The organism is Bacteroides sp. f07, assembly GCF_042854785.1.
Taxonomy (GTDB): Bacteria; Bacteroidota; Bacteroidia; order Bacteroidales; family Bacteroidaceae; genus Bacteroides.
Genome location: NZ_BAABXI010000001.1, coordinates 373870 through 397720, shown reverse-complemented (window position 1 = coordinate 397720; position 23851 = coordinate 373870). Strand labels below are relative to the sequence as shown.

General features: G+C 43.3%; 17 protein-coding genes. 12 read left to right on the top strand and 5 right to left on the bottom strand.

Annotated features, from left to right (window positions below; translation table 11 throughout):
• The 5 genes from ACGHVY_RS01690 to ACGHVY_RS01670 form a co-directional block, all read right to left on the bottom strand.
• On the bottom strand, nucleotides 1–3141 hold the full coding sequence (locus ACGHVY_RS01690; RefSeq protein WP_390596717.1) for a SusC/RagA family TonB-linked outer membrane protein: 3141 nt from the start codon (nucleotides 3139–3141) through the stop codon (nucleotides 1–3).
• Nucleotides 3142–3182: 41 nt separating this feature from the next.
• Nucleotides 3183–5006, bottom strand: coding sequence for a glycoside hydrolase family 2 protein (locus tag ACGHVY_RS01685; protein WP_390596714.1), 1824 nt, complete (start codon nucleotides 5004–5006; stop codon nucleotides 3183–3185).
• 23 nt (nucleotides 5007–5029) lie between these two features.
• Nucleotides 5030–7063, bottom strand: coding sequence for a glycoside hydrolase family 2 protein (locus ACGHVY_RS01680; RefSeq protein WP_390596711.1), 2034 nt, complete (start codon nucleotides 7061–7063; stop codon nucleotides 5030–5032).
• A 20-nt stretch (nucleotides 7064–7083) separates the two neighbouring features.
• Nucleotides 7084–7863, bottom strand: coding sequence for a family 16 glycosylhydrolase (locus tag ACGHVY_RS01675; protein WP_390596708.1), 780 nt, complete (start codon nucleotides 7861–7863; stop codon nucleotides 7084–7086).
• Between the two features lie 183 nt (nucleotides 7864–8046).
• Nucleotides 8047–10869, bottom strand: a complete 2823-nt coding sequence (locus ACGHVY_RS01670; protein ID WP_390596706.1) for a hypothetical protein — start codon at nucleotides 10867–10869, stop codon at nucleotides 8047–8049.
• Between the two features lie 175 nt (nucleotides 10870–11044).
• Between ACGHVY_RS01670 and miaA the strand changes: the two genes are divergently transcribed.
• The 12 genes from miaA (at nucleotide 11045) to serS (ending at nucleotide 23825) form a co-directional block, all read left to right on the top strand.
• The gene (gene miaA, locus ACGHVY_RS01665; RefSeq protein WP_390596703.1) at nucleotides 11045–11965 is read left to right on the top strand and encodes a tRNA (adenosine(37)-N6)-dimethylallyltransferase MiaA; all 921 of its coding nucleotides are present in this window, start codon (nucleotides 11045–11047) and stop codon (nucleotides 11963–11965) included.
• Nucleotides 11966–12022: 57 nt separating this feature from the next.
• On the top strand, nucleotides 12023–12949 hold the full coding sequence (locus ACGHVY_RS01660; protein ID WP_308745074.1) for a YegS/Rv2252/BmrU family lipid kinase: 927 nt from the start codon (nucleotides 12023–12025) through the stop codon (nucleotides 12947–12949).
• A 104-nt stretch (nucleotides 12950–13053) separates the two neighbouring features.
• Nucleotides 13054–13854, top strand: a complete 801-nt coding sequence (gene kdsA, locus ACGHVY_RS01655; RefSeq protein ID WP_390596700.1) for a 3-deoxy-8-phosphooctulonate synthase — start codon at nucleotides 13054–13056, stop codon at nucleotides 13852–13854.
• An 82-nt stretch (nucleotides 13855–13936) separates the two neighbouring features.
• The gene (locus ACGHVY_RS01650) at nucleotides 13937–16774 is read left to right on the top strand and encodes a M16 family metallopeptidase (protein ID WP_390596697.1); all 2838 of its coding nucleotides are present in this window, start codon (nucleotides 13937–13939) and stop codon (nucleotides 16772–16774) included.
• Between the two features lie 23 nt (nucleotides 16775–16797).
• Nucleotides 16798–18291, top strand: coding sequence for a DUF5687 family protein (locus ACGHVY_RS01645; RefSeq protein ID WP_390596694.1), 1494 nt, complete (start codon nucleotides 16798–16800; stop codon nucleotides 18289–18291).
• 38 nt (nucleotides 18292–18329) lie between these two features.
• Complete coding sequence (locus tag ACGHVY_RS01640) at nucleotides 18330–19034, top strand: ABC transporter ATP-binding protein (protein ID WP_390596691.1); 705 nt, start codon at nucleotides 18330–18332, stop codon at nucleotides 19032–19034.
• A 47-nt stretch (nucleotides 19035–19081) separates the two neighbouring features.
• Complete coding sequence (locus tag ACGHVY_RS01635; RefSeq protein ID WP_308747433.1) at nucleotides 19082–19594, top strand: NlpC/P60 family protein; 513 nt, start codon at nucleotides 19082–19084, stop codon at nucleotides 19592–19594.
• Nucleotides 19595–19628: 34 nt separating this feature from the next.
• Nucleotides 19629–20513, top strand: a complete 885-nt coding sequence (locus ACGHVY_RS01630) for a TraB/GumN family protein (RefSeq protein ID WP_390596689.1) — start codon at nucleotides 19629–19631, stop codon at nucleotides 20511–20513.
• Nucleotides 20514–20569: 56 nt separating this feature from the next.
• Complete coding sequence (locus ACGHVY_RS01625) at nucleotides 20570–21205, top strand: HAD-IA family hydrolase (RefSeq protein ID WP_390596686.1); 636 nt, start codon at nucleotides 20570–20572, stop codon at nucleotides 21203–21205.
• Between the two features lie 593 nt (nucleotides 21206–21798).
• On the top strand, nucleotides 21799–22116 hold the full coding sequence (gene rplU, locus ACGHVY_RS01620) for a 50S ribosomal protein L21 (protein WP_024986326.1): 318 nt from the start codon (nucleotides 21799–21801) through the stop codon (nucleotides 22114–22116).
• Nucleotides 22117–22138: 22 nt separating this feature from the next.
• Nucleotides 22139–22402 (top strand): 50S ribosomal protein L27, encoded by a 264-nt coding sequence (rpmA, locus tag ACGHVY_RS01615; protein ID WP_065537887.1) that lies wholly within the window; start codon nucleotides 22139–22141, stop codon nucleotides 22400–22402.
• Between the two features lie 148 nt (nucleotides 22403–22550).
• Nucleotides 22551–23825 (top strand): serine--tRNA ligase, encoded by a 1275-nt coding sequence (gene serS, locus ACGHVY_RS01610; RefSeq protein ID WP_390596682.1) that lies wholly within the window; start codon nucleotides 22551–22553, stop codon nucleotides 23823–23825.
• Nucleotides 23826–23851: the final 26 nt, after the last annotated feature.

Genomic DNA, 23851 nt, shown 5'->3' with positions numbered 1-23851 from the left:
TCAGAATGTTACATTTATACCAAAAGATACTGTGCGAGGATGAGGATATACACCTGAATCAACTCCCGTACTCATCACTCCACCTCCTATTTCAGGATCATAACCTTCGTATTTAGTAAAAGTAAACAAGTTATTTACCGAAGCATAAACCCGCAAGCTCTCGATATAATAGTTCTTCAACAACTTGGTCGTATAGCCCAGCATAATGTTTCTAACTCTGAAATAACTGCCGTCCTTCACATGAAAATCGGATGGTTTACTCCAGGATTGATTCGTATCATTGGTTGTCACACGAGGAATTGAGTTGGACGTCCCTTCCCCATGCCAGCGTTCTAACGCCCATGACTGGTAATTGCTCATTGGCAAATCCATGCGGCGCAATACGCTGAAAATTTTGTTGCCGATTGTTCCGCTCGTATTCACAGTCAAATCAAAGCCCCGGTATTCAAGATTCAGGTTAAATCCATAAGTTACGTCAGGATAAGGATTGCCTAGGTTCTGACGGTCGTTATCGTCAATAACTCCATCATTGTTCGTATCCTGGAAGCGGAAATCACCGGGTTTGGCATCCGGCTGGATAAGTTGCCTGGTTCCGTCTTCATTGGTATGTACATAGGAGTTTATCTCATCTTGATTCTGGAAAATCCCCATTGTCTTATATCCCCAGAAATACGCCATAGGATACCCTTTCTCCATTCTTGTGACAGCACCGGACATACCCTGCACGGTAGTTCCTGCCACAAATCCGGTATAAGTGCCTACGTAAGTTACTTCATTCTTATTATAAGCCATGTTGGCACTTACTGTCATATTCAGTTTGTTGATTCGTTGCTTGTAGCTGACAAAAGCCTCAAAACCTTCATTGCGAACTGATCCCGCATTCATTGTCGGGAAAGTATTTCCGAGGAATAAAGGAGTCGGAGAAGTCAATAACAAGTCTTTGGTATTCTTGCGATAATAATCGAGGTTGACAGTCAGGCAATTGAACAAAGTTGCATCCACTCCGATATTAGTCTGTTCGATTGTTTCCCATTTCAGGTCGGGACTCAAGACCTTGGTAGGAGCAGCACCCGTGGAAATAGCCTGCCCATCAAGCTGGCTTCCGAAAGCATATCCCAAGCCATAAGTGGAAATAGTAGACATGTATTGGAAATCACCTATATTTTCGTTACCATTACGTCCCCAGCTTGCACGCAGTTTCAATGCGTTCAACCAATTGAACTTCGACATAAAACGTTCGTTCATTAAGTTCCATCCGACAGAAACAGATGGAAAAGTACCAAAACGATTGTTGGGTCCGAAACGGGACGAACCATCCCGACGTAAGGTAAAGGTCATCATATACCGATCGTCATAGGAGTAATTGGCGCGACCAAAATAAGAAAGCAGACGTGACGGATTGCGCATACCACCGGATACTCCGGCAGTAGCAGCCGTAGCCATACTCAAATAAGCATACTCCGGATCATCAATAATCAGATCATTGCGATTACCTGACATGAACGTAGCCGAACGGTCGATATAAGAAGTACCTATCAAAGCGGATATATTATGAACACCATATACGTGTCCCCAATTCAAAACATTCTCATAACTCATAGACCAGGAATTCTCCATACTCTGACTTGCTCCATTGGCGGTCGTATTTCCTGTCGTTGAATTCAGTCTGTACAAAGGAGTATAACCATAGGAGACATTCCATGTACGTTCCGTACCGATAGAAAAACGATATTTAAAGTCTTTCAGAAAGCTGATTTCCGCAAAAGCCGAACCAATCAATTTAAAGTAATTAGAGTTTCCATAGGAATAATGGATACGTGCCACAGGGTTCACTATTTCCTGGGATACATATTTCGATGAACCAAAACCACCATAAAGCGGATCTTCATTCTTTGGATCATACACCGGAGTCAACGGATCCATATTCAATGCACTTACCAACGGGCCTGCCGTCAAACTGTTCTGTGTGACCGACTGCCGCTCTACTTTCGACAAGGATACATTTTCTCCCACTTTCAGATGATCGTCGAAGAAACGCCGTTCTGAATTCAGGTTCACTGTGATACGTTTGAAATTCGATTTCCCTTTTGCTAAAATACCATCCTGATTAAAGTAGGAAGCGGAAGTAAGAAAAGAACCTTTCTGATCTCCTCCGGAGAGGGATACTTGTGCCTGCATCGTAGGAGCATTGCGATAAAGAACAGCTTCCTGCCAATCCGTACCTTTGTTATACCGGGCTATTTGCTCATCTGTAAAGGGTAAAGGTTGTCCCCCATTTTGGGCTGCTTCATTCTGAAGAATACAGTATTCTTTCGCATTCAGCACATCCACTTTCCGGGCAAGGTTCTGGATACCATATGAGAAGTTTGCGGTAACCGATGTTTTACCTTCGCTTCCTTTCTTCGTGGTTACAAGAATAACTCCGTTACCGCCACGAGCTCCATAAATGGCAGATGATGCGGCATCCTTCAAAACCTCAATAGATTCAATATCCGCTGGATTCAGGTATTCGATATCTCCTACTGCCATTCCGTCAACAATATAAATAGGCTGCGCCGTACCATTCGTCCCGACACCACGGATACGGATAGCAGTCCCCGTTCCCGGCTGTCCGCTATTGGATATAATCTGCACACCCGGAGTCTTTCCCTGCAAAGCGTCGTCCGCACGCATGATACCGGTCATTTCCAGTTCACTTCCCTTGACGGAAGCGATAGCGCCTGTCACCAAGCTTTTCTTCTGCACACCATATCCGACTACCACTACCTCATCCAGCGCCATAGCGTCTTCTTTCAACTTTATGTTCAGATGATTGCCTGACGCGGTCAGTTCCTGTTGTGAGTAACCTATATAAGAAACGATAATCACCGGATTCTTAGCCGTAACCATCAATGTGAACTGTCCGTCCAGGTCTGTTATCGCCCCTGTAGTAGTTCCCTTCACTTTCACATTCACGCCAATCAAAGGATCACCCGTTTTGTCATCCACCACCTGACCGGTGATTTTCCGCACTTGTTGCTGTGCACCTTGCGCAGTCAACGTCTCTGTTTTGCTTACCTGCTCTCCCATAGTCTGTTGCAATGGCAACATAGCCAGCAACAGAGAGAAAGAGCATAAACATACATACGACACCTTTTTCATAATACTACTTTTGGTTAATTTATCAAAGAAAATATACTTTATCACTTATTCCGATACCACTCCTGAAGTATATAGAAAGCCTTCTTCTTCTGTCCACGATTGGAAATCAACCCTTTCCGGTTGAATCCATCCTGAATTTGCGGAAGTAATCGCCTCGGAGAACGGAAATCCATCAATATCCAGGGAGAAATACCTGCTACCGGTGGCATACGTTCATCAATCATTCTCAATGTTTTCCTATATAATTCTTCCTGATATTCTTCCGTCCAAATCTGTGTCTTATCTCCGTGGTATCCGGCAACTGCGGCACCGCCCATCTCACTGAACACCAAAGGCTTCTCATAATCTACTTCCCAACGCACACGGTCAATCTTTTCATTTAATCCGTCATACCATCCCAAATATTGATTGCAGGAAATAATGTCCACATATTCGCTCATCCTGTCTTGAATGGAAAGTACCGTAGCCGATTTATCCGAACGTTCCATCGCCATGCTCAATAAACGTGAGTTATCCTTTTCACGGGCAGCTTTCGCCAAATTGGACAAGAAGCGGTCACGGGCATCCCCATGCGGTGTTTCATTGGCTATCGACCAAATGATAACTGCGGCACGGTTCTGGTCACGTTCAATCATTTCCATCAACTGGTTGTGCGCATTCTGATAAGTTCCTTCGTTTTCCCATTGGATAGTCCAGTAGACGGGAATCTCCGACCATACCATCAGTCCCATCTTTTCAGCCAGACGAACCATCTTTTCGTTATGAGGATAATGCGCCAGTCTCACATAATTGCAACCCAATTCTTTTGCCCAATTCAATAATGTCAGGTCTTCTTCTTCCGAGCAAATACGGCCGGAACGGAAAGGAGCTTCCTCATGGATGCTGATACCTTTCAGAAATACCGGTTTACCATTGAGAAGAATCTGACGCCCTTTTGTCTCAATCGTACGGAAACCAATTTCATCTACTACTTTATCAGCATTTGTGCTCAAAGATACTCGGTACAAATAGGGATTTTCCGTACTCCATAAGACAGGTTTTGCCTTTATTTCAAAAGAAGCGTAACCTTTCGCATCCGTAGTCAATTCCTTTTTAATCTTCAACTCAGGAATTTCGAGTTGTACTTTTTGCGAAGTTTCTGTTCCGTCCATCTTCACGTAGCCGGTCAATGTATCTTTACTGCCTTTCTTGAGCTGCACACGGTAATTGCTGATATAGGTTTGGGGAACTTCCACCAACATAACGTCACGCGTGATTCCACCAAAGTTAAACCAGTCGCAATTCAATGTCGGCACTCCTTCGGCAGTACGTTTATTGTCCACCTTTACTACCACAAAGTTCTCTCCGTCTTTAATCTGTCCGGTAACTTCCATATTGAAAGGTGTATATCCCCCGATATGCTCGCCAACCTTTACGCCGTTCAAATACACTTTCGCATCATAATTCACGGCTCCCAAGTAAAGATAGACTCTGCTGTCTGTCTTTTTATAAAGAAATTTATGCTTGAACCACATCGTTCCCTCGTAAAAGAAGAAACGGTCTTCCCATGTATTCCAATCTCCGGGAATGGACATCACAGGTGCGGAATCAAAGTCATATTCCTTGTAAACAGTCACGTTGTCCACCATAGGGTCTTTAAAGAATCCGTTAGGGTCGGGAGTACGGCGATAATTATAATATCCCACTTCCAACTGATCCAACAGATAACTCCAACTGCCATTCAGTGAAATCGTTTTTCTTCCATACACATTTTGGATTAGAGGATCCAATTTCGGATTACTCTGTGCACATAAATCCTGTCCTAACGGAAACAGCATCCACAACAAGGATGTGAACATCCAAGTTAATTTCAAATAATCTCTCATAGTATCTATATTAGTTTTCTATATTAATTTTCTGATAAATAGTACCAGACAATCTTATCTTCAAGCCGCTTATCCCCTTGATAAGCAAAAGCCTCTGCATGATTCACCCCAGGCTTTAATATGACCTTTTCTGATAGATAGATGTGGTTCTCCCCTTTCTTTAATGGAATTTCTTTCCCGTTAAGTTTAAAAATCACTCTTTCGCAATTGGAATAAAGTTTCAGAGTCGTTTCCGGTTGAGTACGATTGACAAACCGCCGCTCACAGATATACACCATCGGCTCCGAATTCCAATTGACTTTATAAAAATAATAGGCATCTTTCTTTATTTGCCTGTCATGAGTAATCAAGCCTTTGTCATTGATTCCCGGCTGATTTCCTTCATTACGACTGTCCGAAGCAAAATCATAAGCAGCCCATACGGAAGTGCTCCACAGATAAGGACGTTGCTGGATGGCTTTCAGGTAGCCTTCATGAAAATAAGTCTGATAACCTTCCGGATGCCAATGTCCGTCGACATCTGGTTTTCCTTTCCCTTCCTGATGATGATACGGATGCGCTCCTGCCCCGTATTCACTAAATCCGATACATCTCTGCGGATATTTCTGATGGAGTTTATCAGCAAATGTTCCTATCTCTTCCACCGTGTTATAATACCACCCATCATAGCGATTGTTAGAATACACATCTGTGATAAAATTTGTCGGTCTTTCGGAAAACATGGCAGCCAATGTGCTGGGACGAGTCGGGTCTTCCAGATGCACCAACCTATTCAGTCTTTCAATCAACGGAACCGGATTAGGCCCTTTTCTATAATTTATCTCATTGGAAACACCCCATACCACTATCGAAGGGTGATTATACAACTGTCGAATCAGACTTTTCAATCCGTTTTCGCAGTTAACGGCAAACTCTTCCGTATCTTTTATCTTATTGATGACGGGAGTCTCTGTCCAACAGATAATTCCTAAAGAATCCAGGTAGCGATAAGTAAAATCACCGTGTTGATAATGAGATAAACGGATATAGTTGCTTCCCATGGCTACTATCCTGTCAATATCTTCTTTGCGTTCGGTATCGCTTACCGCATTCCCTTTATCTTTTCTCTCCTCATGTAGCGATACTCCCCGCAAAGGATATGAATGTCCATTCAGGATGAATCCTTTATCCGGATCAATGGAATAATAGCGGATTCCTAAAGGACAAACATAGTTATCCGTAATCTTCGAACCTATTTTTACCTGTACTTCCGTAGTATATAAATACGGATCTTTCTTACCATTCCACAAATGCGGATGATGCACCCGTAAAATACCTGTAACGGGCATCGTTGCATCGGCTTCAATAGTTACTTCCTGTTTATGCTTTTCCAATACCTTGCCATCTTGTTCTTTAATCAGGAAAGAAACGATTACTTTTCGAGCCTTTGTTTCCGTATTACGGACTTTCGCAGTAAAAGACAGCGTCGCTTCGTCATTCGTTACTTTATCCTGACGAATATATACACCATCCGACCCATAATCTTCGGCTGTGATATGTACTTTATTCTTTTTAATTAACTCTACGCCACGAATCAATCCCCCGAAAAAGGTGAAATCGGCAGAAAGAGGGGGAATCGATAATCCTTCTGCATTACTCACTTTCACCGCTAATTGGTTGGATACGCCATAGCGGACAAACGGAGTGATATCAAACGTAAAAGCTGTGTACCCACCCGAATGTGTACCAACAGATACACCGTTCAAATATACTTCCGTAAAGTAATTAGCAGCTCCGAAACGTAAATAAATACATTTTCCACGGTCATTCTCATCTATCAAAAAGTCGTGCATATACCAACCTGTACCCCGGTAATAATTGTCGCCACCATCCTGCCCGTCCTGCCCGTTCCAAGTATGTGGAAGGGTAATATCAGTCCAGGCCGCTTGCTGATTAAGTATAGAAAAATCCATGTCACCTTTGGCAAACTTCCAATGCTCATTGATAGAAATCCGTTGTGCATAAGCAGAACTAAGCAGCGAACAACAGAAAATACAAAAGAAATAAATCTGTTTCATAGTATCCAGTACGTTTTTAATTAATTAGAATATACACGTACCCAGTCAATGACAAAGTCTTGTGGAAAGATAGAATTATCTATTCCCATTTTCCCACCCCAAACACCACCTACTGCCAAGTTGAATAAAATATAATGTGGCTTGTCAAATGGCCAGTTCTTTGGTGTTTTCGTTTCCGGAGCATACACATAGAAAGGTTTTTCCGGGTCATCAATATAAAATTCAATCTTGTCTTTATCCCAATTGATACCATAAACATGAAATCCTTTCTCCAAATCTTTCACTTCCACATGTTTTTTATTAATCGTACCGCCGTGACTGGAGCGTGTATGCAGAGCCGAATGTGCCACTCCCGGCTGATAACCGACATACTCCATAATATATATTTCACCGCCATCCGGCCAACCGCCTTCTGCTCCAAGCATCCAAAAAGCAGGCCATATCCCCTTGCCTGTAGCAAGTTTCATACGTGCTTCGATACGTCCATACAAGAAGGATTGTTTATTCTTAGTTGAAATACGGGAAGAGGTATAATCTCCTCTTTTCTTGCTCTCACCTACTTTTCTGGCAGTAATAACCAACTTTCCTTTTTTAAAAGAAATATTATCTGAGGTATAATTCTGAAGTTCCTTATTTCCCCATCCATCATTTTGTGAACCGTGCCCCAATGCCATAGTCCAATTACTTTCATCCAATTGTTTGGAGTTAAATTCGTCACTCCATATCAGCCGATGCTGGCTGTAAAGAGAAGTGATTTGAAATAACAACAGGCAAACCGCACTGAAAAGAAGTTTTTTCATACTATTACTTTTTTTGGTTGATGCAAATATAGGAGCGTCTTAATCACTTCCCAAAAATAAAAGCCCTACAAACACTATACAACCTGAAAAAAGTAATTTACCATCCCCCTACAAATCTCTAACAACGAAACCTATAACCATCTATATTTCAACTATATAATTCAAAGACAATCCCCCTACAAATCAATTATTCACAAACGATTTTAATGTGGCAATAACTTCCGTCAAATAATAAGGTAAAGCAACAGATTCATCCAATTCCAGTTTTTTTCTTAACCGATATTTAGCCATTTCTACGGAAGAAGAGGATACATTCATCAAAGAGGCTATTTCTTTTGTGCTTAAATTCAAGCGAATATAGGCACATAATCTTAAATCACTATTAGTCAGTTTAGGGTGTTTTTCTATCAGGCGGTCAAAGAAGCCGTTACAGGTATTATTAAAATGTTCGGCAAAGTTATCCCAACCGCTCTGATCGTTCAACTGCCGCTCAATATCTTTCACCAATCGCTGTACCTGTTGCCTGGTAGCAGGAGACTGGTTTGTATCTATCTCCAACACGGCATCCTTTATCTTTTTAAGGAAGGTATTATTCTGTACGCCCAACATTGTGATACTCATCAATTTGCTATTCTTATTGCCCAACTCTTCCTGAAGGCAGCTTAACTGATAACGTTCCATTTCCTCTTTCCGCTTTCTTTCTTCATTCAAGCGGATTTTCTCTTCCTTTTTTCTTGTTTGAACGAGTATTACTCTATATATAAGGAATATAGTTCCGACAACCAGTAAACCGTAGAACAAATAAGCATACACAGTGGCATACCACGGTGATGCTATATGTAACATAATTTGATTGGTGTCCGAATAAATACCATATCCATTGCTACTCCTTATCTCTAAGGTAAAGTCTCCCGAATGAAGATAGGACAACTGGACGTAACCACCGGAAGAGGTTTCCCATTTGTCGCCACGTTCTACGATACGATATTCCACTTGCTGACTTCTGTTCAAAGAAGTCAGCCACAATCGTACCATATTAATATGCGCAGGAATGAACAGATTCCCCTCTTTCAAACTTAAAAGTACATTTTCCGACTCTCCCACAATTTCCGCCTTTCTTATATGCGGCTGCTTCATGGACGGCTGGCCATTCAACGCGGCAACATTCATAATCCCCAGTCCATTCTCCAGACCGATAGCATAAATGCTATCTTGCAACTGAATAACCTTACGGAATCCTTTGGGTATAAATTTGTCTTTCATACGGGCAAACAACCCGGCATTCACCCTTACCTTATTATAGTTTTTCTGTAAAAGACAAACGCCATCTTCATTGATTTGCCAAAACCGGTCATCAAAAGCCTGGATTTTCAATATATTCCGGTTGATTGTTTCCAGCAGGGTAGCATAATACTCATCCGGTTGAAGCGTATTATTCAACTCATTATATTTATAAACACCGCCCTCATTATTCATAAAAATAAGGTCGTTGCCCACCTTTACCTGAAAAGCACGTTTGGATACCGTAGTGGGCACAGTGTATATTTCGGACTCGACAATAGAAGTATAATCATCATTAAAACGCAACCGCATATAATCTCTTCTCGAATGAGCAATCCATAAGTTTCCATCTTTATCAAATACACAGTTCTGTACTAAATCTCCGTAACCGGATATGTTATTACGAAACACCAGTTTACCATCTTTTATTTCATACAAGGACAATCCTACATAATTTCCGCTAATGTAATATCCGGGGCGAGAGGGAACCGGAACCAATGCATAAACGCCGCTATGTTTTATTTCACGGAACATACCGTTGAAAACGCTAAACAACCCCTTATTATGAGCTACTATCACTTCATCACCGATATTATATAAGTTCCAAACCTGCCCTTTGGATTCAGGGACTAATGCGAAATTGACTTGTTTATCCGCTTTGTTTACACGAAAAAGTCCCTTATTAGTACCTACATACAACTGCTCTTTTTGATTGACGGCACAATATACATATCCGATATTCTCTTGGGGGTCGAGCAACAAAGACTCTTCCTTGACGCTCTCCTCAATCATCATAATCCCACCGTTCAACCCCAACCATATATCTCCTCTATTATTTACTCCCACACTCAAAACCGTATTCTTCAGCCCCATTTGCTCTCCTATCCTTGAAAGAACAGTACCTTTTTCATCGATCCTGTAAAAACCTGTATTACCGGTACCAACCAGATAATCTTCTCCCAAACGGCTCATAGAAGTGATTCGCATATCTGTCTCATAGGATATCCGTTTTTCAACATTTCCTTTTTCATCCAATAACAATGAGCCCTTTTCCGAACTGAAGAGACGAAGCTTGCCGTTACCAGTTAAAGTCATGTAAACCGAATAGAAGTTTTCGAGCTGATCTGTCACTACCCGTTTTTCGTATCCATCCAGCCGATAAAGATAATTACTCTGTTGTACATACACATCATTACCAACTATAAACAGGAAATGAAACCTCATCCCATCATCTTCCAAGGGTGTTGTTTTACCAGTTTGTGTGTCATACACTAAAAGCGACAAAGGAGACTCAAAATAAACCAGATGACTTCCCGACACTTTGGCTATTTTCCAAAACTCCTGAGTTGGCGCACTTGGAGAATTCTCATATAAAAGAGTGTATTGCAAATTTCCGTATTCATCATATTTCCAATATCCGAATTCATTCACACCGCCACTATACGCTACTTTGTTTTCTTCATCATAAAAGACGCTCCGCATAATACATTCATTCGGAGTAACATATTTTTCCCACCGTACTCCGTCATAAAGCACAATGCCTTCATTAGTCGCAAAATATACATCATCATATTCTCCTTTTGAAATACTCCATACCTGCGCATCGCTTTTATATTCGGAAGGAGCATAAAAACGAACGGGCTTGCTGATTATCTCATCTATAGAGTTCGGGTATAAATTTGCACACCAGAAAAACAAAAAGAATAGCAAGTAAATTCTTATCATACGATTAGATTTAAAATCCAGCGAACCACACACTGACTTGTTTTAAATAAAGGCAAAAATACTCATTCCTGCCTTTTCTGCAAATTTCCGGGACGCTTATCTCGATAAAAAAGCGACTGAATCCCAAACAAGTAAAATTTATTTCGTAATTTTGCGGATATAAAAGAATGAAGCTATGCCGGACTATGATTTAATCGCCATACTCGGACCTACAGCCTCGGGTAAAACACCTTTTGCCGCTGCTTTGGCCAATGAACTCAACACGGAAATTATCAGTGCCGACTCCCGTCAGATATACAGGGGGATGGATCTCGGTACGGGAAAAGACCTTGCCGATTATACGGTAAACGGACGTGCTATCCCCTATCACTTGATTGATATTGCCGACCCCGGATATAAATACAATGTATTTGAATATCAGCGTGATTTCCTGATTTCTTACGAATCAATCAAACAAAAAGGCTGTCTCCCCGTTTTATGTGGAGGGACAGGTATGTATCTTGAATCCGTACTGAAAGGATACAAGCTCATGCCCGTGCCGGAAAATCCGGAATTGCGCGCCCGCCTGGCAAATCATTCTCTGGAAGAGTTGACGGAAATATTAAGCCGATATAAAACGTTACACAACTCTACTGACGTAGATACCGTGAAACGTGCCATCCGCGCCATAGAGATTGAAGAGTATTATGCAACCAACCCTGTTCCCGAACGGGAATTTCCCGATTTGAACAGTCTTATTATCGGTGTGGATATCGACCGGGAACTGCGTCGCGAGAAGATTACCCGACGACTGAAACAACGGTTGGACGAAGGCATGGTGGACGAGGTACGACGATTGATCGGACAAGGCATCGCGCCGGATGACTTGATATACTACGGGCTGGAATACAAGTATCTGACCTTGTACGTCATAGGCAAACTGACTTATGAAGAAATGTTCAACGGGCTGGAAATAGCGATTCATCAGTTTGCCAAACGGCAGATGACCTGGTTCCGTGGCATGGAAAGAAGAGGATTTACCATCCACTGGATGAGCGCGGAGCTGCCGATGGAAGAAAAGATAGCCTTTGTAAAAGAAAAACTGGAAGGGATTTAGTATCTTTGGCAGTTATTTATAGTGAGATTTTAAATACAGTAGGATAGAAATACGGATATGAGTGTAGAACCGAAGAAATGGGGGGTGATTTATAACCCGAAAGCCGGTACCCGAAAGGTAAAGAAGCGCTGGAAAGAAATCAAGGAATACATGGACAGCAAAGGCGTTGACTATGATTATGTGCAATCCGAAGGTTTCGGTTCGGTAGAACGTCTCGCTAAGATTCTAGCAAACAACGGCTATCGCACGATTGTCATTGTGGGCGGTGACGGTGCATTGAACGATGCCATCAACGGTATCATGTTGTCCGATGCCGAAGATAAAGAGAATATCGCCCTCGGCCTTATACCGAACGGTATCGGGAACGATTTTGCCAAATACTGGGGACTCAGCACTGAGTATAAGCCGGCTGTTGACTGTATCATCAACCACCGGCTGAAGAAAATAGACGTAGGATACTGTAATTTCTATGATGGAAAAGAACACTGCCGCCGTTATTTCCTTAATGCCGTCAATATCGGTTTGGGTGCACGGATTGTGAAAATCACCGACCAGACCAAACGTTTTTGGGGAGTAAAATTCCTTTCATATGTTGCCGCCCTATTCTCACTGATATTCGAGCGGAAACTATACAGAATGCATTTACGTATTAACGACGAACATATCCGCGGACGTATCATGACGGTATGTGTAGGCAGTGCATGGGGATGGGGACAGACTCCAAGCGCTGTTCCCTATAACGGATGGCTGGACGTATCCGTAATCTACCGTCCTGAATTCCTGCAAATCATTTCCGGCTTATGGATGCTTATTCAGGGAAGAATCCTAAACCATAAAGTAGTGAAAAGCTACCGGACGAAGAAAGTGAAAGTACTTCGGGCGCAAAACGCGTCTGTGGATTTGGACGGACGTTTATTGCCCAAGCATTTTCCTTTAGAGGTGGGCATACTTCCTGAAAAGACGACACTTATTATTCCGAATTAATAAATTCAGGCACGGATTACGCAGATTACACGGTTTCCAGTAAATCAGAATCTGCAAAAGCCGCGTAATCCGTACCTAAGAAATAAACTAATAATAGCATAAAAATGATAGAACTTAAAAACAATCCTGCCGGTAACTTCTTCCTACTTGCCGGGCCATGTGTGATAGAAGGTGAAGAGATGGCAATGCGTATTGCCGAACGAGTGGTCAAAATCACCGAGACATTGCAGATTCCTTATGTATTCAAAGGTTCCTACCGCAAAGCAAACCGTTCACGACTGGATTCGTTTACAGGTATCGGCGACGAGAAAGCGCTGAAAATACTGCAAAAGGTACGTGATACGTTCGGAGTTCCTACCGTGTCAGATATCCATAGCGCAGAAGAAGCGGAAATGGCAGCCGAATATGTGGATATCCTTCAAATTCCTGCTTTCCTCTGCCGACAGACAGACTTGCTGGTCGCAGCCGCCAAGACCGGGAAGACGATTAACATCAAGAAAGGGCAGTTCCTCTCCCCTTTGGCAATGCAGTTTGCTGCGGACAAAGTGGTGGAAGCCGGAAACAAAAATGTGATGCTGACCGAACGCGGAACAACTTTCGGTTATCAGGATTTGGTAGTTGACTATCGTGGTATCCCCGAAATGCAGACATTCGGTTATCCTGTTATCCTGGATGTCACCCATTCATTGCAACAGCCCAACCAGACCAGCGGAGTGACCGGCGGAATGCCGCAACTGATAGAAACCATAGCCAAAGCAGGCATTGCCGTAGGCGTTGACGGCATTTTTATCGAAACGCACGAAAATCCTGCCGTAGCCAAAAGTGACGGTGCCAACATGCTCAAATTAGACCTGCTGGAAGGGTTGCTGACTAAGTTAGTCCGTATACGGGAAGCTGTAAAATAACGTTTTTTCCCTGTCTATTTGTGATTTGCGGCCAAATACAACGACAAATTACTCAGAAACATTTATTTAAATTAAATAGAACATGAAACATTTATTACGTGGATTATTCATTGCAGTACTTATCATATGCTGCAATTTTCAGCCCGTACTTGCACAACCCATGCAGCAACTGCCTGTGGACAAAAATGTCCGTATCGGCAAGTTAGACAACGGACTTACTTATTACATTCGGCACAACGCACTTCCGGAGAAGCGCGTAGAATTCTACATTGCCCAGAAAGTAGGTTCCATTCTCGAAGAACCGCAACAACGCGGTCTGGCTCATTTCCTGGAACACATGGCTTTCAACGGAACAAAGAATTTCCCGGGCGATGAAACCGGACTAGGCATCGTACCCTGGTGCGAAACGAAAGGTATCAAGTTCGGAACCAACCTGAATGCATATACCGGTGTCGAGCAAACAGTCTATAATATCAGCAACGTACCGACAGAGAATGTCAATGTCGTAGACTCCTGCCTGCTCATCCTTCACGACTGGTCAAATGCCATCAACCTTGCCGACAAGGAAATCGACAAAGAACGTGGGGTCATCCGTGAAGAATGGAGAAGCCGCAACAGCGGTATGCTCCGCATCATGACAGACGCACAGTCCACCCTGTATCCGAACTCCAAATACTCCGACTGTATGCCTATCGGAAGCATCGACGTTATCAACAACTTCCCTTACCAGGACATCCGCGACTACTACGCAAAATGGTATCGTACAGACTTGCAAGGAATTATCATTGTCGGCGACATCAACGTGGACGAGATAGAAGCGAAACTGAAAAAGGTTTTTGCCGACGTAAAAGCTCCGGTCAATCCCGCCGAACGTATCTACTATCCGGTAGAAGACAATCAGGAACCGCTTATCTACATCGGTACTGACAAAGAAGTGAAGAATCCTTCTGTAAACATCTTCTTCAAGCAAGACGCTACGCCGGATTCCATGAAGAATACCATTGCCTATTATGCTACCCAATATATGCTCAGCATGGCTATGAATATGCTGAACAACCGTTTGAACGAACTTAGTCAGACAGCCAACCCGCCTTTCACCAGTGCAGGCGCAGGATACGGTGAATTTTTCCTTGCCAAGACCAAAGAAGCATTCAGCCTGAGTGCAGGCAGCAAAATAGACGGCATCGACTTAGCGATGAAAACCGTATTGGAAGAAGCTGAACGCGCACGCCGCTTCGGATTCACCGCTACTGAATATGAACGTGCACGCGCCAACTATATGCAAGCTGTAGAGTCTGCCTATAACGAACGTGAAAAGACAAAGAGTAGCGCATACGTTGACGAATATGTGAACAACTTCCTTGACAAAGAACCGATTCCGGGCATCGAATTCGAATATATGCTTGTCAACCAGATGGCACCGAACATTCCGGTAGATGCAATCAACAAGTTTATGCAGCAGCTAATCACAGACAACAATCAAGTGGTTCTGCTTGCCGGCCCCGAGAAAGAAGGCGTGAAATATCCCAGCAAGGAAGAAATCGCAGCCCTGCTGAAAGAGATGAAGTCATTCGACCTGAAACCATATGAAGACAAGGTTTCTAACGAACCGCTTATCTCCGAAGACATCAAAGGTGGGAAGATCGTATCCGAAAAAGCCGGAGACATTTATGGCAGTACGAAACTGGTACTTTCCAACGGTGTGACAGTGTACGTGAAACCGACAGATTACAAAGCTGACCAGATTATGATGAAGGGGGTAAGTTTCGGTGGAACAAGTGTATTCCCGAACGAAGAAATCATCAATATTTCTCAATTGAACGGTGTAGCCCTGGTAGGCGGAATCGGTAATTTCAGCAAAGTTGATTTAGGCAAAGCCCTTGCCGGCAAACGTGCTTCCGTAGGTTCGGGTATCGGCAATACGACCGAAACAATTTCCGGTAGCTGCTCTCCGAAAGATTTCGAGACAATGATGCAGCTTACTTACCTGACATTCACGTCTCCGCGCAAAGACAACGAAGCATTCGAATCTTACAAGAACCGTCTGAAAGCGCAACTTCAGAATGCAGACGCCAACCCGATGACGGCATTCAGCGACACAGTGACACGTGCTTTGTACGGCAATCACCCGCGTGCTATCAAGATGAGAGAAAACATGGTAGACCAAATCAACTACGACCGTATTCTTGAAATGTACAAAGACCGTTTCAAAGATGCAAGCGACTTCACTTTCTACCTGGTAGGAAACGTGAACCTGGAAGAAATGAAACCTATGATTGCCAAATATCTGGGCGCCCTGCCGTCTATCAACCGCAAGGAAACTTTCAAAGACAACAAGATGGATATCCGCAAAGGACAATACAAAAACGAGTTTGCCAAGAAACAGGAAACTCCGATGGCTACCATCATGTTCCTTTACAGCGGTACCTGCAAATATGATTTGCGCAACAATGTCCTGCTCAGCTTCCTCGACCAAGCCTTGGATATGGTTTACACAGCAGAAATCCGTGAAAAGGAAGGCGGTACATACGGCGTAAACTGTAGCGGAAACCTCGGCAAGTATCCGAAGGAAGAACTGGTTCTTCAGATTGTATTCCAGACCGACCCAGCCAAGAAAGATAAATTGTCTGCTATCGTTGTAGAACAGTTGAACAAGATGGCAAAAGAAGGTCCGTCTGCCGAACATATGCAGAAAATTAAAGAATATATGTTGAAGAAGTACAAAGACGCCCAGAAAGAAAACGGCTACTGGCTCAATAATCTGGACGAATACTTCTACACCGGCATCGACAATACAAAAGACTATGAAAAGTTGGTCAGCAGCGTCACAGCAAAAGAAGTTCAGGATTTCCTTGCCAAACTGCTGAAACAGGACAACGAAATTCAAGTCATTATGACCATGCCGGAAGAAAGCAAATAATATTCCTTTAGCATACCAACAGAATGATGATACTCAACGAACTACGCAAACATGGAAGGCTTGCCGCCAAACGGCATCCGATGTATGAGAAGAACAAATTCGCTAAAATACTCGGTTATGTCATGGGCGCATTCTGGGCCGGTTACCTGATATTCTTCGGTACGACGTTCGCGTTCGGATTTTCAGATATGGTTCCCAACCGGGAACCATATCATGTAATGAACGCAGTTGTCCTGATATTTATCCTGGCACTCGACTTTCTGTTGCGTGTTCCGTTCCAAAAAACACCGACGCAAGAGGTAAAACCTTACCTCTTGCTGCCGGTTAAACGGAACCGTGTCATCGACTTCCTTCTTATCCGCTCCGGACTCAGCCTGTTCAACCTGTTCTGGTTGTTCCTGTTTGTCCCTTTTTCCTTCATCACTATTACCAAATATTTCGGTATTCTTGGTGTCATCACCTATCTTATAGGTATCCTGCTTCTGATTATTGCCAACAATTACTGGTACTTGCTGTGCCGCACACTTATCAATGAACGTATTTGGTGGATTCTATTACCCATCGCTTTCTACGGTGGAATAGGCTGCCTTCTTTTTATTCCCAAAGACAGCCCTCTCTTCTATTTCTTTATGGATTTGGGAGACGGATACATTCAGGGGAATATTCTTTGTTTCCTCGGCACGATACTGGTCATCATCCTTTTATGGCTGCTCAACCGCAAGATTATGTCGGGGCTTATCTATGCAGAACTGGCAAAGACAGACGATACCCAAATAAAGAATGTATCCGAATACAAATTCTTCGAACGCTACGGAGAAGTCGGCGAATACATGAGACTGGAACTGAAAATGCTTTTGCGCAACCGCCGTTGTAAAGGTTCGCTGCGCAGTGTCGGTATCGTAGTTGCAGCTTTCTCTATCGCACTCAGTTTTTCCAGTGTCTACGACGGCAACTTCATGACTTCCTTTATCTGTGTTTATAACTTTGCCGTATTCGGAATGATTATCCTTTCGCAGCTAATGTCGTTCGAAGGCAATTACATCGACGGACTGATGTCCCGCAAAGAGTCAATCATGAGCCTGCTGAAAGCGAAATATTATACATACAGCATCGGCGAAATCATACCTTTCATATTAATGATTCCCGCCATCATCATGGACAAGCTCACCCTGCTGGGTGCTTTCGCCTGGTTTTTCTATACCATCGGCTTTATCTATTTCTGTTTCTTCCAGTTGGCGGTTTACAACAAACAGACTGTCACCCTGAACGAAAAAGTGACAAGCCGACAGACCAACAGCGCAATACAAATGCTTGTCAATTTCGGAGCATTAGGCGTACCGCTTATCTTATATAGCACACTGAACGCATTCTTAGGCGAAACAATGGCCTACATTATCCTGTTGGTGATTGGACTGGGATTTACCCTGACCTCTCCTTTATGGATAAAGAATGTGTATCATCGCTTCATGAAACGGAGATATGAGAACATGGAAGGTTTCAGAGACAGCCGCCAATAGACACTCATGGGTCACTAACCATATAAACATTGAAAATCATGATTACCATTGACAAACTTAAAAAGAATTTCGGCGAGAAGGTTGCCGTAGATATAGAACACTACGAAATCAATCAAGGCGATATGCTCGGATTGGTGGGAAACAACGGTGCCGGCAAGACGACTCTCTTTCGACTAATACTGGACTTACTGAAAGCGGACGGTGGAAAAGTGATTATCAACGACATCGACGTAAGCCAAAACGAAGACTGGAAAGCCTTCACGGGTGCTTTTATCGACGACGGTTTCCTGATTGATTACCTCACCCCTGAAGAATATTTCTACTTCATCGGCAAGATGTACGGATTGAAGAAAGAAGAAGTGGACGAGCGTCTCGTTCCTTTCGAACGTTTTATGAACGGAGAAGTCATCGGACAAAAAAAACTAATCCGCAACTACTCTGCCGGAAACAAACAGAAGATTGGCATTATCTCCGCCATGCTTCATTATCCGCAATTACTGATATTGGACGAACCGTTCAATTTCCTCGACCCCAGCTCACAGTCTATCATCAAGCACCTGCTCAAAAAGTATAATGAAGAACATCGGGCTACGGTTATCATTTCCAGCCATAACCTGAATCATACCGTAGATGTATGTCCGCGGATTGCCCTCTTGGAGCATGGAGTAATTATCCGGGACATTATGAATGAGGACAATTCGGCAGAGACAGAACTGGAAGCCTATTTCAATGTAGAAGAGTAAGGGGATTTACGATTTGACAATTTACGATTTACGATTGAAGACAAATGATGAAAGTTAACTTCAAACTATTTTTCATATTGGCAGGGCTGGCCGCCATTCTCAGTTCCTGTCGAACGTCCGCTCCCCGCCTGGACTATCAGGCATTGGCGCGGGCTTCTCTCCTATTGGGTGTAGACATCAATCTTGAGGACAATCATAAACTCTATCTGGAAGCCGCCGACTGGATAGGCACTCCTTACCGTGGCGGCGGAGATTCGAAAAGGGGAACCGACTGTTCGGGCATGGTTTATCAGATATACCGGAAAGTATATCGTACCCAAGTGCCGCGAAACTCGGAAGAGCTGAAAGATAAAAGCAATAAGATAGCCAAAAGGAATCTCAAGGAAGGTGACCTGGTATTCTTCAGCAGCAACCGTTCGAGAAAGAAAGTTGCCCATGTAGGCATCTACCTGAAGAACGGGAAATTCATCCATTCCAGCACGAGCCGGGGAGTAATCGTCAGCAGGCTGGGCGAAGATTATTATAGCAAGCATTGGATATGCGGTGGCAGAATACGTTAACAATCAAATCAACAACTCTAAATAACAACACATTATGAAGTCATTTATCGGAGCAGTTATATTTATCTGCGTGGCATTCAGCGCAAACGCGCAACTTTTGTGGAAAGTATCTGGCAACGGGATGGAGCAACCATCCTATATTATAGGTACACACCATCTGGCTCCGTTCAGCATCATGGACAGCATTGCCGGACTTCAAAAAGCGATGAAAGAAACCCAACAGGTATATGGCGAACTGAAAATGTCCGAAATGCAATCACCGGCTACCATGCAGAAGATGCAGCAGGCTATGATGATTGCCAACGACACCACACTGGCTTCACTCCTATCGCCCGAAGACTTCGCAACTGCCAACAAATTCTGCAAAGAGAACCTGATGATAGATTTAAACGCAGCCCCCAAACTGAAACCTGCATTCCTATTGAATAATGTAGTAGTGGTAGCTTATGTAAAACATATAGGCAAATTCAATCCGCAAGAACAACTCGACACCTTCTTTCAGTCCCAAGCCACCCAAAACGGAAAAAAAGTAGACGGACTGGAAACCGCGGAGTTCCAATTTGACCTGCTCTTCAACGGTTATTCCTTGCAACGCCAAGCGCAACTGCTAATGTGTACGCTCAACAACATCGACACCGAAGTAGAAAACCTGAAAAAGCTCACCAACGCCTACATGAAACAGGACTTGAACGAAATGCTCCGACTCAACGAAGAGCGTAGGGGCAATCAATGCGATGCGACTCCCGGTGAGGAAGATGCCATGATTTACGACCGCAACAAGGCATGGGCTGGAAAACTACCGGCTATCATGAAAGCTGCTCCTACTTTTGTTGCCGTCGGCGCCCTGCACCTTCCCGGCAATAAAGGATTACTAAATCTACTAAAAAAGCAAGGATATACGGTGGAACCTGTGAAATAAGAGTAGAACCTGCGAAATAAGAAAAGTATTTAGTACTTTTGCAGAAAAGTTTCCCAATGAACTACAACACCTATTTATTCGATTTCGACTATACCCTAGCCGATTCGTCACGTGGCATCGTCAAATGTTTCAGAATTGTGCTCACCCGCCACCAGTATTTAACCGTTACCGATGAAGCCATCAAGCGTACTATCGGCAAAACGCTGGAAGAGTCTTTCAGCATTCTCACCGGAATCACTGACCCGGCACAACTCGAAGCTTTCCGACAGGAGTACAGACTGGAAGCGGATGTACACATGAACGCGAACACCCGTCTTTTCCCCGACACCCTTTCTACACTGAAAGCGTTAAAGGCACGAGGTGCCCGCATCGGAATCATCTCTACCAAATACCGTTTCCGCATATTGAGCTTCCTGGACGATTATCTGCCGGAAGACTTTCTTGATATAGTGGTAGGCGGAGAAGATGTAAAAGCCGCAAAACCTTCACCCGAAGGGGTTTTCTTTGCATTGGAACATTTGGGAAGCACCCCACAAGAAACATTATACATCGGTGACAGTACCGTAGATGCGGAAACTGCCCGGAATGCAGGAGTCGATTTTGCAGGCGTACTCAATGGAATGACCACTGCCGACGAACTTCGTGTTTACCCACATCGGATGATTATGGAGAATCTCGGAAAGTTAGTTTAGCTCTTTTCTCATAATAGAACTTTTAAAAAGAGATCAGAAAAAGTTTAATAGCGATTTTACTCTCATCCTGTGCCAAAACTCCAGTTTCAACGGTCGGAACTCCTGTACCCAAGGCAGGAAACTTCAGTTTCCGCAGCTAGACACTTTAGTTTCTAACGCTTGAAACTCAAGTTTCAGCGGCTTGAAACTAAGTGTTTCACCGTATGAAACCAACAGTTTCAAGGCATGAAACACAAAGTCCCCCTATAGATTACGAAAGTCTTCCCCTACTTTCCGATTTTCAATACCAATAACGAGTGTGTTGCAGATACCGTTTCTGCAACCTATCTGCAACAGGTATCTGCAACGCTATAACAACCTGATTAGTTGACAGTTATAGCGAAATTGTTGTAGATGGCAGATGTTTGTGCGTTTTAAAAACTATGTAGAGAAGAAAAAGTAATCCTATTGAATAAAAAAAGAGCGGAAACATTTGCTTGGATTGAATAAAAGTAGTACTTTTGTGCCCGATTATTCCGCAACGGGTTCGATAAAGAGTTCTTTAAGTGATTAAAGACCACCCGCCGGAGCTAACTTATACATTTATATATAAGATGTACGCAATTGTAGAAATTAACGGTCAGCAGTTTAAAGCAGAAGCTGGTCAGAAGTTGTTCGTTCACCACATCGAAGGTGCAGAAAACGGTTCAACAGTAGAATTTGAAAAAGTTCTTTTGGTAGACAAAGACGGAAATGTAACTGTAGGCGCTCCTGTTGTAGAAGGCGCTAAAGTTGTTTGCCAAGTTGTTTCAAACTTGGTTAAAGGCGACAAAGTTCTTGTTTTCCACAAGAAAAGAAGAAAAGGTTACAGAAAACTGAACGGTCACCGTCAACAGTTCACTGAGTTAACAATCACAGAAGTAGTAGCTTAATCAATTTAAAAAGTAAGAAGAAATGGCACACAAGAAAGGTGTCGGTAGTTCTAAGAACGGCCGCGAATCACAAAGTAAGAGATTAGGCGTTAAGATATTTGGTGGCGAAGCTTGCAAAGCAGGTAACATCATCGTTCGTCAAAGAGGTACTGAATTCCACCCGGGTGAAAACATCGGAATGGGTAAAGACCACACTCTTTTCGCTTTAGTAGATGGTACAGTTAGTTTCAAAGTTGGTAGAGAAGACAGAAGATATGTTTCTGTAGTTCCTGCAACTGAAGCATAATTGCATAACCCAAAATATTCGAGAGAAGGAGATGTAATCTGAAAAGGATTACATCTCCTCTCTTTTTTATGTCCGTTTTCATTGCTTGATTGTTCGTTTTTTCTTTATCTTTGCATCCATTAAACGAAAGTTCATAAAAAGTATAGATATGCTTACCATTAAACAAATTACAGAAAACACAGAGGCGGTACTCCGCGGACTGGAAAAGAAGCATTTCAAAAATGCAAAAGAAACGATCGATCAAGTGATCGCTCTAAACGACAAGAGACGTAGCACGCAGAACCAATTAGATAAAAACCTGGCAGAAGTCAACTCGCTTTCACGCACTATCGGCCAACTGATGAAGGAAGGCAAAAAAGAAGAGGCTGAATCTGCACGCGCACGCGTTGCCGAACTGAAAGAAGGCAACAAAGAACTGGACGCCACTATGACGCAGGCTGCGACCGACATGCAGAATATCCTCTATACCATTCCCAATGTTCCTTACGATGAAGTGCCCGAAGGTGTAGGAGCCGAAGACAACGTTGTAGAAAAGATGGGTGGTATGGAAACAGAACTTCCCAAGGACGCGCTCCCTCACTGGGAACTGGCAAAGAAATACGATTTGATAGACTTCGACTTGGGAGTTAAAATCACAGGCGCAGGTTTTCCTGTATATAAAGGTAAAGGCGCACAACTTCAACGTGCCCTTATCAACTTCTTCCTCGACGAAGCACGCAAATCCGGATATACCGAAATCATGCCGCCGACAGTAGTCAACACCGCTTCCGGTTATGGTACAGGCCAGCTTCCCGACAAAGAGGGACAGATGTACCATTGCGAAGTAGACGACTTATACCTGATTCCGACAGCAGAAGTTCCTGTGACCAATATCTATCGTGATGTAATACTCGAAGAAAAACAATTGCCGATTATGAACTGCGCATACACGCAATGTTTCCGTCGCGAAGCCGGTTCTTACGGTAAAGATGTACGCGGATTGAACCGTCTGCACGAATTTTCCAAAGTAGAATTAGTGCGCATCGACAAGCCGGAACACTCTAAACAGTCTCATCAGGAAATGCTGAATCATGTAGAAGGCCTGTTGCAGAAACTGGAATTGCCGTATCGCATTCTCCGTCTTTGCGGCGGCGATATGAGCTTTACCGCTGCGCTTTGCTTCGACTTCGAAGTATATTCCGAAGCACAGAAACGCTGGTTGGAAGTAAGTTCCGTATCCAATTTCGACACTTATCAGGCCAACCGCTTGAAGTGCCGTTATCGTAACGCAGATAAGAAAACCGAACTTTGCCATACATTGAACGGTTCCGCATTGGCTTTGCCGCGTATCGTTGCCGCTCTGCTCGAAAACAACCAGACTCCGGAAGGTATCAGAATTCCGAAAGCATTGGTTCCGTACTGCGGTTTCGACATCATAGACTAAAAAAGAAATTTTCACTCTTGTAAGAA